General features: G+C 68.5%; 8 protein-coding genes. 1 reads left to right on the top strand and 7 read right to left on the bottom strand.

Features of this window, described 5'->3' with window-relative positions:
* Window positions 1-1,106, top strand: a 1,106-nt coding sequence (locus C5F48_RS18985; RefSeq protein WP_219907814.1) for an isoaspartyl peptidase/L-asparaginase family protein, incomplete at its 5' end; no start/stop codon positions are given.
* A gap of 422 nt (window positions 1,107-1,528) precedes the next feature.
* On the opposite strand, the gene C5F48_RS18980 is transcribed toward C5F48_RS18985, so the two are convergent.
* The 7 genes from C5F48_RS18980 to C5F48_RS18950 all read right to left on the bottom strand — a co-directional run.
* Window positions 1,529-2,533 (bottom strand): SDR family oxidoreductase, encoded by a 1,005-nt coding sequence (locus C5F48_RS18980; protein ID WP_107665395.1) that lies wholly within the window; start codon window positions 2,531-2,533, stop codon window positions 1,529-1,531.
* A gap of 514 nt (window positions 2,534-3,047) precedes the next feature.
* Window positions 3,048-4,856: an ABC transporter ATP-binding protein gene (locus C5F48_RS18975; protein WP_211314657.1), complete on the bottom strand. Its 1,809-nt coding sequence runs from the start codon at window positions 4,854-4,856 to the stop codon at window positions 3,048-3,050.
* Window positions 4,857-5,022: 166 nt separating this feature from the next.
* Complete coding sequence (locus C5F48_RS18970; RefSeq protein WP_170139701.1) at window positions 5,023-6,069, bottom strand: sulfotransferase family protein; 1,047 nt, start codon at window positions 6,067-6,069, stop codon at window positions 5,023-5,025.
* Between the two features lie 101 nt (window positions 6,070-6,170).
* Window positions 6,171-7,355 carry a glycosyltransferase gene (locus tag C5F48_RS18965; protein ID WP_107665393.1) on the bottom strand — a complete coding sequence of 395 codons (1,185 nt, stop codon included), beginning with the start codon at window positions 7,353-7,355 and terminating at the stop codon, window positions 6,171-6,173.
* On the bottom strand, window positions 7,352-9,286 hold the full coding sequence (locus C5F48_RS18960; protein ID WP_107665392.1) for a glycosyltransferase: 1,935 nt from the start codon (window positions 9,284-9,286) through the stop codon (window positions 7,352-7,354). The genes C5F48_RS18965 and C5F48_RS18960 overlap by 4 nt, the downstream gene beginning before the upstream one ends.
* Before the next feature lie 3 nt (window positions 9,287-9,289).
* On the bottom strand, window positions 9,290-10,513 hold the full coding sequence (locus C5F48_RS18955) for a glycosyltransferase family 61 protein (protein ID WP_107665391.1): 1,224 nt from the start codon (window positions 10,511-10,513) through the stop codon (window positions 9,290-9,292).
* A partial coding sequence (locus C5F48_RS18950; protein WP_146170647.1) for a glycosyltransferase occupies window positions 10,510-10,940 on the bottom strand: 431 nt, incomplete at its 5' end. The genes C5F48_RS18955 and C5F48_RS18950, both read right to left, overlap by 4 nt.

Below are 10,940 nucleotides of genomic sequence, written 5' to 3'. Positions count from 1 at the left end.
GGATCGGGCGCGAGCGGCTTGCCAGGGGAGACCGCGCCATCGATGTCGTCGAGGCGATGGTCGTCGCGATGGAGGATTCCGGTCTCTACAATGCAGGGAAGGGCAGCACCGCCAACCGCGCCGGCGAGATCGAGATGGACGCCGCGATCATGGACGGCCGCGGGCTGGAAGCCGGAGCGGTGGCAGGCGTCCGGCGGCTGCGGAACCCCGTGGCGGCAGCCCGGCTGGTGGGGGAACGGACACCGCATGTGCTGATGGCCGGCCCAGCGGCGGACGCGCATCTGCTGAGCCTCGGGGCGGCCGAGGCCACGCCGGACTGGTTCGTGCACGCCGGCGCGGCCTTCCCGGATCTTGTGCTGCTGGCAGACCTCCCCCGGCCCGGCGGGGGCCCGCCCTTCGCCGGCGCCTGGGCCGGGGTTCTGGGCGGCCGGTTGAACCATGCGTTGATCCTGGGGGAGGAGCCCGAGGCGGTGATCGCCATCGGGATCAACCCTGACCTCGGCTTCGAGGCGGCGGAGACGCTGCGGCTGCGGTCCCGGCGGCTGAACGACTACCTGATTGTGGAGACCGGCGGCTTCCGCATCGCCTATCGCGCCGCGGCGGGCGGGCTGGAGGCGCGGCTGGCGACGCCCGCGGGTGAGGTGGTCGAAGGTCTTCTTCGACCGCGTCCCGATCTTCTCCGCCGGGGCGGGACCGTGGGGGCGGTGGCGCGCGACCGCTGCGGCGATCTGGCGGCCGCCTCCTCGACCGGAGGCTTCGGTTCGAAGCTTTCCGGACGGGTGGGCGACACGCCGCTGATCGGGGCTGGCACCTATGCGGACAACCGCACGGTCGCCATATCGACCACCGGGCATGGCGAGTACTTCATCCGCCATACGGTCGCCGCGCAGATCGCGGGTCGTCTCCGCTTCGGGGACGAGACCTTGGCGGAGGCGCTGCGGCACGTCATCGTCGACGAACTGTCAGAGGTCGGCGGAGACGGCGGCGTCATCGCCGTCGATGCCTCGGGACGCGTCGAGATAGCATTCAACACCGACGGCATGGTCCGCGGCTGGACGACGGATCGCCTCCCGCCGCAGACGATGACCGGCGGCCACGCACCATGAACCGCGCCGGCTGACGCCGATGTCGCGCGGCAGGTGGTTCTCCACTTGCGTCCTGCGGATCCGTTCGCAGAGTTGCCTGCGCCGTAACGGCCCGGTTGGCGCCGCCTGCCAGAGCTTGGCGTGATCGATTAAGGCACGTGCATAACGACGTCGTTAACGACGTGTCTTATGTGGGGCTTGTGATGCGGGGCGATATTCTTGGGCTGGAGCGGCGGCGACGGTGGAGCGACGATGAGAAGCTCGGGGTCGGAAGGTTGAACCCGTGGCAGGATTGCCGCGGGCGCGAGCCGGCGGTTGCTTCGGCATGTCGGCCTGTCCCGCGCCGCCGCCTCCTCAGACGCGAAGCGAGCGGGCCGCCATTCCTGACGGCGCTGCCGCCCGCAGGAACGGCAGCGCCGAAGCCGCAGCTGCGGAGCGGGCGGTCAGCCGCCGGTGGCCTCGAAAAGCTGGCCCGTCGAATAGCTCGACTCGCCGCTCGCCAGCAACACGTAGAGCGGCGCGATCTCCACCGGCTGCCCGGGACGACCTATCGCCGTGGTCGCGCCGAATTCGGGAATGGCTTCGGTCGGCTGTCCGCCCACCACCTGCAGCGGCGTCCAGAAGGGGCCCGGCGCGACGGCGTTGACGCGGATCCCGCGCGAGGCCAGCTGCTTGGCCAGAACCTGCGCATAGATCCCATTCGCCGCCTTGGTCTGGGAATAGTCGAACAGGTTTTCCGGAGGCTGCTCCGCCACGACCGAGGCGGTGATGATGATCGAGGCGCCCGCCTCCAGATGCGGCAGCGCCGCCTTGGTGATCCGGAAGGGAGCGTAGACGTTGGTCTTCATCGTCTGGTCGAAGGTTTCGTCCGAGATATCCTCGATCGACGCGGCGGATTGCTGGAAACCGGCGTTGTTCACCAGGATGTCCAGGCCGCCGAGCTCGTCGACGGCGCGTTGCACCAGCTGTTCGCAGAAATCCCGGTCGGTGATGTCGCCGGGGATCGCGACGGCGCGACGGCCTGCCTTTTCGATCAGGGCCACGACCTCCTGCGCATCCTGCTCTTCGGCAGGAAGGTAGTTGATCGCCACATCGGCGCCCTCGCGGGCGAAGGCGATGGCGGCGGCGCGTCCGATGCCGCTGTCGCCCCCGGTGATCAGCGCCCGGCGTCCCGAGAGCCGGTTGGAGCCGCGATAGCTTTCCTCGCCGTGATCGGGCACCGGGTTCATTTCGCTGGTCAGGCCGGGCCACTCCTGCTGCTGTTCCTCGAACGGCGGCTGGGGATAGGCCGTCTGCGGGTCCCGCATCCGGGTCAGCGGCGGTGCTTCGGCGGTCTCGCCGGATTGCTGGGCATTGGCCGCACCGGCAAGGCCCAGAGCGGTCGCGCCACCGGCGAGACCGCCGATGACCCTGCGGCGGTCGGGGTTCTGGGGTGTGTCTTCGGTCATTGATTTTCCTTTAATTTGACGAGAGGAAGCCGTCTTCGGGCGGTGGATGCCAGGCTGGCGCCGGCGGAGAAGGGGTTCCCGGCTCGAGGTGGGGAGGATCGGGATTAGCGGGCTCGCGCCGGGCGTTCCGCGCTTCGGCTGTCGGTCCTGACCTGCCGCTGTTTGGGCGGGGCGCGCCGCAGGCCCCGCGGCTGTGTGCTCTGCTGTCTGTCGTACGGCTGGATCCGGGCTGCCCTGCTGGTTGTCGGGTCGGCAACATCCGCTCGCGGGGTTTGTTCCAGCACGGGTTCCCGGAATGGCGGCGTTCCAGCGGGGAGACCGGCCGCCGGTTTCTCCGATACGCGGGAAGCGGCTGCCCTGAGTACCAGCCGCCGGTTCACCACCTTCCCCGCAGCGGCCCGCTCGCGACGAACGTGCCGGGCGCCAGCCTCTGCCGCTCCGCCCGTCAGCGGTGCGCGGGGGCAAGCGTCCACGGAAAGCAGGCGCCGGATCCTCCCCGTCGTCGCCCCCCGCGTCAGTTCCCCCGTTGCGTCCCCTCGTGCAGCGCGCGAAATCCCTCGTGCTCCGCGACCAACCTGTCATAGGGGCCTGCCGCCGCCACCCGACCATTCTCCAGCATCAGGATCTGGTCGCAGTGTTGCACCGTGCTCAGGCGGTGGGCGATCATGATGATGGTCTTCGATCCCCCCAGCGCGTAGACGGCCTCGATGACGGCGCGCTCGGTCAGATTGTCGAGCGCGCTGGTCGCCTCGTCGAACACCAGCAGATCCGGCTCGTTGTAGAGGGCGCGGGCGATGCCGATGCGCTGGCGCTGACCGCCCGACAGCCGGGTGCCGCGTTCGCCCACCATGGTGTCATAGCCGAGCGGAAGATGGTCGCTGACGAACGCATGCAGCGATGCCGCTCGGGCGGCGCGCTCCACCGCGGCGTAGTCGATCTTTTCCGGTGGCAGGCCGAAGGCGATGTTTGCGGCAATGGTGTCGTCCACCAGGAAGATGTCCTGCGGCACATAGCCGACCGATCGCTGCCACGCCCGCACGTTATGCGCGTCGATGACCTGCCCATCGACCCGCAGCGCGCCGGAGGCGGGGGCCAGCAGGCCGAGGATCAGGTCGACCGCCGTCGTCTTGCCGGCCCCGGTCGCCCCGACTATGCCGACCGAGGTTCTGGCGGCGATGCTGAGCCACAGGCCGGAGAGGGACGGCTTTTCGGTCCCGGGGAAGGTGAAGCTCACGTCGGCCAGTTCCAGTTTCTCGCGCAGCCGCACTGCGGGCAGGTCGGCGCCCTTTCGCAGATCGCGCTCGCCCGAGCCCTGCAGGTCGATGCAGAGGGCGTCCAGCGCCGCCTTGCCGTAGCGGATCGTCGACACCGAGGCGAAGAGCTTCTGGAGCGTCGGGAACATGCGCGCCGCCGAGAAGGCGTAGATGCCGAGGATCGGCACGATATCCGCGATCATGCCGCCCTGGGTGATCAGAAGCCACAGCACGAACAGGATCATGCCGCCGAAGGCTATCACCTCCAGCAGGTGACGCGGCAGTTCGCTGATGACGGCATAGGCCGCCTGGTTCTTGGCCTGACTGTAGGAAGGATCCTTGAAGCGCTCGAGATAACTGTTCTCGAGGTTCATCAGCTTGACGTTCTTGATGCCGCCCATCGCCTCCTGCATGATCTGGAACTTGACCCTGTTGGTCTCGACCAGCTCTTCGCCCATGCGTGCGAGGGGGCGCTTGACCAGCAGGTAGATCAGCCCGTAGGCGCCGCCAAAGAGAACCGCCGCGCCGAGAGCCGCCGCCGGCTCGAGGATCAGCAGGAAGATCACCAGAAAGGCCATCATCACGGCATAGGCGACGAGGTTGACCGCGGCCTGCAGTGGCCCGTTCACGACCTGCGCCACCTCGGACAGGATGGATTTTCCCAGGTCCGAGGTGTGGCGCTGCAGGAACCATGTGTAGGGCTGGCTCAGATAGCTTTCCATCAGCCGCAGTGACAGGCTGGGCACGCGCATGCGGACGAAATAGGTGAGCGCGTAGAAACTGCCGGCGCGGAACAGGGCGGCGAACAGCACGAAGAGGAACGCGGCGAAGCCGAGGATGATCAGGAAGGTGCTGACCTCCGGATTTCCCAGCCAGCCATGCGCCATCCGGAGCCAGGAGTTTTCCTGGATGAGGTCCGGGTTGGACACCACGGCGAGGAAGGGCAGCACGGCGGCAACCCCGAGCACGTCGAGAAAACCCATCAGCAGGGCCAGCAGGGTAAGCATGACGGCCAACTTCCGCTCGCGCCCGCTGAGGATGGTGTAGAGCTTGCGATAGGTGTCGATCACTGTCTTTTCCTCATGACATACATCCCGGTCCAGCGCGATGCTGCTCCGGTAAAGGTGGTCGGTGCGGCCTTGCCGCCGCCCCGATCAGGATTGAAGCGCTGGCGGTCGAAAGCCGTTCCCCCGCCATCGCCGGGTGACCGATCAAAGCCCCCGCCAAGTCGACACGTCATGAGGCGTGCGGCTGGTCCAGGCCCAGGCGTCGGCGCAACCAGGCGACCCCGCCGCGGGTGCGGCGTTGAAGGCCCGAGGCCCGCAGCGCGCCGAGGCCGAGCAGGCCGGGGTAGACCCGGCGAAGGGGCGGATTGTCCGGCGTGTAGCCAAACCGTTCCATCGTTCTGCCACAGATCGCCTCGATCACCGATATCTCGCGCGGGCTCAGGGCACTGCGCCATTTGTTCAAACTTTCGGTCGAGACCGCAGCTCTCGACCTTTCCTCATGCTCACGCATCCAGCCCTGCCACTCCGGCCTGCGGGTCTCGGGAGCGGCGCCGCCGAGCGCCTCGCGCCTCTCGACCATTCCCGGCTCGAAGGGCTCGCCGAGAAAGCTCGCCACTTCGGCGATGCGGGCGGCGGGCTCGGCCACCAGATCCTCGTAGGAGACGACGTGAAAGCGGGGATCGTCGGTCGGGGCAAGATACCGTCCATAGGCCCTTTCCCACAGCTTGGCGTGATGCGCGACGTGGTAGAGACGATAGCGCTGCATCAATGGCGTCCCCGGTTCACGCTGCGCAAGCTGCTGCGTGACCCAGGGCGCTTTCAGATGCGATGCGATCGTGGCGCGCGGGTCGCGCCTGACGACGATGATCCGTGCGTCCGGCCACCAGCGGAAGATGCGATCGAGGTAGAAGTAATGCCCCGGCGTCTTCTCGCCGGCACGGGCCTTGTGCTCGGTCTCCGCATAGGCGCCCAGCATCGCCTCGAAGATGCCGCGGAAGGTCCGCCCGCCCGTGGCATCGGCCAGCGCCAGCACCCGCTCCGGATCGACCCCCAGATCGCGGAACTGGACCCGCTGGCAAAGCTCGGTCCAGAAGCTATCGAAGTCCGCCGGTGACTCTGTCTGCTTCGCGCCGAATGCGTCGATCCATTTCAGATAATGCGTCTCCGGCGGCACCGCGAGGCAGGAGTGAGCCGCGAGCATCGTGCGAACCAAGGTCGTGCCGGATCGGCCGTGGCCGACGATGAAGAAGGGCGGATGGTCTGGGGCATTGTCCATGGGGCTGGTCCTGTTCGGGGAGGCGAGCCTGCCGGGCTCTGGTGGCGGGCTTTCCGGCAGGTCGGGCAGTGTTTGTGCGCAGTGATCCATCGCGGGAACACCTAGGGTGCATATCGGATATCCCATGCCGCAGCTTGGCCGGTCCGTTGGTTCTCGGGCAGGGCTGACAGCAGCAGCTCCAGCGAAAGCAGCTGGTGATCCGCGTCGAAGTCTTGGCGAACCTTCTCGGCGGCGGCGCGGGTAATCCCTTCGGGGCAATCGCCATGGGCCGCTGCTGCGAGACGTCGGGCGAGAGCGGGGATGTCCCGCTCCGGCGCAAGGAAACCGGTGACGCCATCCTCGATCAGCTCGGGAATGCCGGAGTGATCCGTGCTGACCGTCAGGGCCCCCGACGCCATCGCCTCCATCAGCGAGACCGGCACGCCCTCGGCATCGCCATTCGCGGCGGTGACGCTGGGCAGAAGGAAGACATGCGCCGCCGCCAGAAGCCGCTGCACCTCGGCATGGGGTCGCGCTCCGAGAAAGCTGATGCGTCCGGCCACCGCCGAGCTTTCGGCCTGCGCGCGCAGGGGTTCCTGCAGCGCGCCGGTACCGACAATCTCATAGCGCCAGTCGAGATCCGGGTAGTCTTCCGCGAGGCGCTCCAGTGCTGCGATCGCGACGGCGAAGCCCTTCTTCTCGGTCAGCCGCCCCACCGACAGGATCCGCAGAGGGCGGGCGTTCCAGTCCCGGGGCGCAGAGGCGAAGGCGCCGGAGGCGATTCCCATGTGATGCACCAGCGTCCGTTCGGGCGGCGCACCGGCGTCGACCAGCATCTGGCGGAAGACGGCGTTGACGGGCAGGTGCAGCGCACCCACCCGGAACAGCTGGTCATAGAGCGACATGGCGCCGTTGCGGATCACAGTAGCGACGTCATGCCCGTGGTAGATGGTGACCAGCGGCGGGGCCTTTTCGAGCCGCGACAGGACCGCGGCGACCCGCGCGCCCTCATAGCCGAAATGCGCCAGCACCACGTCGAAGCCCGACAGATAGCGCGCCTCCATCCGGTCCAGCGCCCGCCGCACCTTGTGGCGCGGTCCAAAGCCGAGGCGCTCGGTCGGGCCATTCAGGGCCGCGAGCAGCCCCCACCAACGCCGGATGCGGATCGGCCCGTGCTGGCCGCTCGCCCCGCTCTCGCGGCAGAGCACCTCGACCTCGTGCCCGCGTGCGGCAAGCCCCTCGGCCTGCGCCTGCACGAAGGTTTCCGAGAGCCGCGGGTAGGTGTCGACCACGATGCAGAGCCTCATGGCGGGGATACCGTGCTGCCGCCTTCGGCTTCCGCCGCCGCGGGCGGGGTCCTCTGCCGGCGCAGGAAACCGGCCAGAGAGCCACGCGGGCCGGACGGCAGCAGCGAGAGCGCGAGCCAGACATAGGGTAGGGGCTTGGCGGGGGCGGCGCGCGCCGCCTTGAGCAGCAGCCGACGACCCGCGCGGACATTGCCTTCGTCCCACTCCAAATGCCGCCTCGCGCTGTCCATCTGATAGGCAAAGGTCGCCCCGACGCGCCCGGCTTCAAAGCCGTGCAGTTCGACGAACAGATCGCGGGCCCGCATGTTGCGGGCGAATTGCACGGAGCGTCTGGCCTCTGCCCCCGGGGTCGATCCGGCGTGGTCGTAGAGAGTCAGCGGGGCGGGCTCGAAATCGAACTCATAGAACCGCGCGATCCGCGCCCAGTAGTCATGATCCTCGTTGGCGGGCAGGGTGCTGTCGAAGCCGCCCACGACCTCGGCCGCCTCGGCGCGGATCATCGTGCTGCTGGTGCCGAAATGCAGGACGTTGCTTTTCAGGATCTCCGGCAGGACATGGCCGCGCGCCTTCGGTGTCCAGGTTTCCACCCGACCATCCTCATGGCTCACGGCGAGCCCGGTATAGAGCAGCCCGACACGCCCCGGCGCGGCCTGCATCTGCGCGACCTGCCGGGCCAGCTTTTCGGGCATCCAGGCATCGTCGGAGTCGAGAAATGCGATCAGTCGGCCCCTGGATTGCTCGAGGCCGAGGTTGCGGGCGGCGGCGACGCCCCGGTTTTCCTGTGGCAGGTAGCGGAGCCGAGGATCGCAGAGCGTCTCCACAAGGCGCGGGGTGTCGTCGGTCGAGCCGTCATCCACGACCAGCAGTTCTAGGTTCGCGTAGCTCTGGCCAAGGACACTGTCGATCGCCCGGCGCAGCGTCGCGGCGCGGTTGTAGGTCGGCAGGATGACCGAGACGAGCGGGCTGTCGGTTTCCGCGGCACTCCTCACGCCCGGCGCGGGGATGGCGTTCGGCCCGGGGGATGCACCGCCGGTCCACGACCTGCCGGCTGCCTCGCCAAGACGGCGGGCCGCACGCCGTACCCCGCCGAACCCACCGTTGCGGCTCACGCCGTCGCGGGCGCTGTCGCGGACCTCTTCCGGCCCATCGATCGGGCATTCGTCGGCGATCTGGCGATAGGCTTCGGCAAGGGGCGACGCGTAACGGCCTTCGCGGCCCGCCTGCAGAAGCAGCGTCTCGATCTTCTCCAGCACCCGCAGCCGCGCCGCCAGACCCCTGGCGCTGCGGTTCTGCCCGCTGAGCGACTGCGCGCCCGCCGGAAGCCGCCGGTAATAGCCGATCCCGCCAGCCGCAGGGATCAGCGGGACGCCCGCGACCAGCGCGCGCATGACCAGATCGCCGTCGTCGTTCAGACTTGTCGTCGGGTCCCAGCCGCCGGCTGCCTCATAGGCCTCCCGCGACCAGAGCAGCGAACAGGGCGGGTGATACCAGCCGGTCAGCCAGGCCGCCAGATCGTCATGGTAAGGCCGCCTCGGCGCGCAGGAGGCAGGGCCGGCGCGCCAGCAGTCCCCCTTCAGGTCATAGCGTCGCCAGGAGCAGCAGGCGAGGGCGGCGCCCCTTCCCCGCAGGGCATCCGCCAGATGGGCGAGCGTGTCCGGCGCCAGCAGATCGTCGGCATCGAGAAACATCAGGGCCTCGCCGGTCGCCTCGGCATATCCGGCGGCGCGGGCGGCTGCGGCGCCCGGACGCGGCGCCGAGATCACCCGCACCGGCGGGCCGAAGCTGCGGGCAATGGCGAGGCTGGCATCGCGGCTGCCATTGTCCGCCACAATGATCTCCACCGGCGGCAGGCTCTGGTCGCGGGCGCTGCGAATGGCCTGGGCCAGAAAGGACTGGCCATCGAGAACTGGTATCACGACCGATATGCGCATGGCTCAGAGGGCCCCGGTGCTGGCGTCGATCATCCGCATGACGTCGCGAAGACGTTCGGGCGGGACGGTCATGTTCTTCTTCAACGGTTCGACATCGCCATGCTCGTCGGCCGGAACCAGATAGTAGGCATGACCCATCGCGGCGGCGAGCGCGTAGAAGTTGGGGTTGGGGAAGCCCAGCGAGGCGATCTCGACGATCGTCGTGTCCGGCGCGCAGAACATCATGTTGGTCAGCCCGGCGCCGTGCGGCGCGACCAGGCAACTGGTGCGCCGCATCAGCTCGACCTGCTCCTCGAAGCTCAGGTCTTCCATGAAGATGCGTTCAAAGCCGCGCTCGTCCAGCATCGGCCAGATCTCGTCCTCGTTCAGCAGGCTGCGAAACCTCGCGCGCGCCCGGCTGATGTAGAGGCGACGGGTCCGCTCTGCCAAGGGCAGCGGTGGGGCCATGGCCTCCCGCACCGGCCGCAGCAGTTCGGGGCGGAAGCGGTCGGTGCCGATCAGCGTCAGCTCGGACACCAGGAGCGGGCGGCTTTCGTCATGGCGGGCGAGCGTTTCGGGGGCTATGCCCAGCATGCGCAGCGACGCCTCCTGCGCCGGTTTCAGCCGCTCGGGCAGCAGCACATGCTGCAGCAGCCCAAGCTGCTTAACCAGCAGCAGCTTGGGCAGATGCGCGGTGAGCCAGTGCGAGTGGTTTTCATGGACACGCTCCAGCACCCAGACTACCCGGTCACGCCGCACCGGGGTGACCCCGGCGGCCTTGGCGGCCCGCAGGGCCTCGCCATGTCCAGGGCGAAACTTGATCTCGCGCAGGTTGATCGCGTGGCCTTCGCGGGAGAGGATGCCGGGGTAGAATTCCCCCAGCGCGTCGCGATAGGCAGTGATCGTCGCATCCTGAAAGGTTGCGACAAAGGTCTCGTCGCTCAGCCTGTCGGGCACATCGCGCATCGAGTAGCCCCACCAGTGCACGAGGTTGGGCAGGTGGTCGCGCGAGGTGAAGTTCAAGGGCAGCGGATTTTCGGCGCGGGCTGGCGCGTGGATGGACCGGTAGCCGGTCGCGCTGCTGCGCAGGGGCGGGGCTTCGACATGACGCCAGCCGAACCGATGTGCCGGGACACCCCGCCGGACGAAGTGCCCACGCAGGCTGCGGACACCGAGCCGGGCCTGCTGCTCCAGCCAGCCCCAACCGCGTTTCCAGATCGGTGCATCCTGTTCCACACGCGTCGTCACCCGCGCACCTCGCGGCTGTCGGGCTTGCCTCCGCAGGCGGTGGAACGGGGTAGATCGGCATGAGCGCCATGACCGTTCGGCGACCTGCCTCTCGACTTGGCGGAGGGATTCTGCCCCGCCGCCTTCAGCAGCACCTGCTCGATCGCGGTCATCTGCTTTTCGGGATCGAGCGCCGAACGGTCGGCGTAGGCTTCGGCGGCATTGCACAGGGCCTCGTAACGCGCAGGCTCGTCCCAGATCGACCGGAGCGCCGCGACCCAGCCGTCGATCCCCGCCGCCGGATCGACGAGCATGCCCCCGGGTCCGATCGCCTCGGGCAGGCCGCCCCGCCGGGCGCCGATGACCGGAATCCCGCTGATATGGGCCTCGGCGGCGACCCGTCCGAAGGCCTCCTCCCATTTGCTGGGAACCAGAACGACGCGGCTCC

The sequence above is a fragment of the Cereibacter changlensis JA139 genome (genome assembly GCF_003034985.1).
In the GTDB taxonomy this organism is placed as follows: Bacteria; Pseudomonadota; Alphaproteobacteria; order Rhodobacterales; family Rhodobacteraceae; genus Cereibacter; species Cereibacter changlensis.
This window is presented reverse-complemented; position numbering and strand designations above follow the sequence as displayed.

Coding starts and splice junctions, on each gene's coding strand:
- C5F48_RS18980 (WP_107665395.1), bottom strand. CDS start 2,533: ATGACCGAAGACACACCCCAGAACCCCGACCGCCGCAGGGTCATCGGC.
- C5F48_RS18970 (WP_170139701.1), bottom strand. CDS start 6,069: ATGGACAATGCCCCAGACCATCCGCCCTTCTTCATCGTCGGCCACGGC.
- C5F48_RS18965 (WP_107665393.1), bottom strand. CDS start 7,355: ATGAGGCTCTGCATCGTGGTCGACACCTACCCGCGGCTCTCGGAAACC.
- C5F48_RS18960 (WP_107665392.1), bottom strand. CDS start 9,286: ATGCGCATATCGGTCGTGATACCAGTTCTCGATGGCCAGTCCTTTCTG.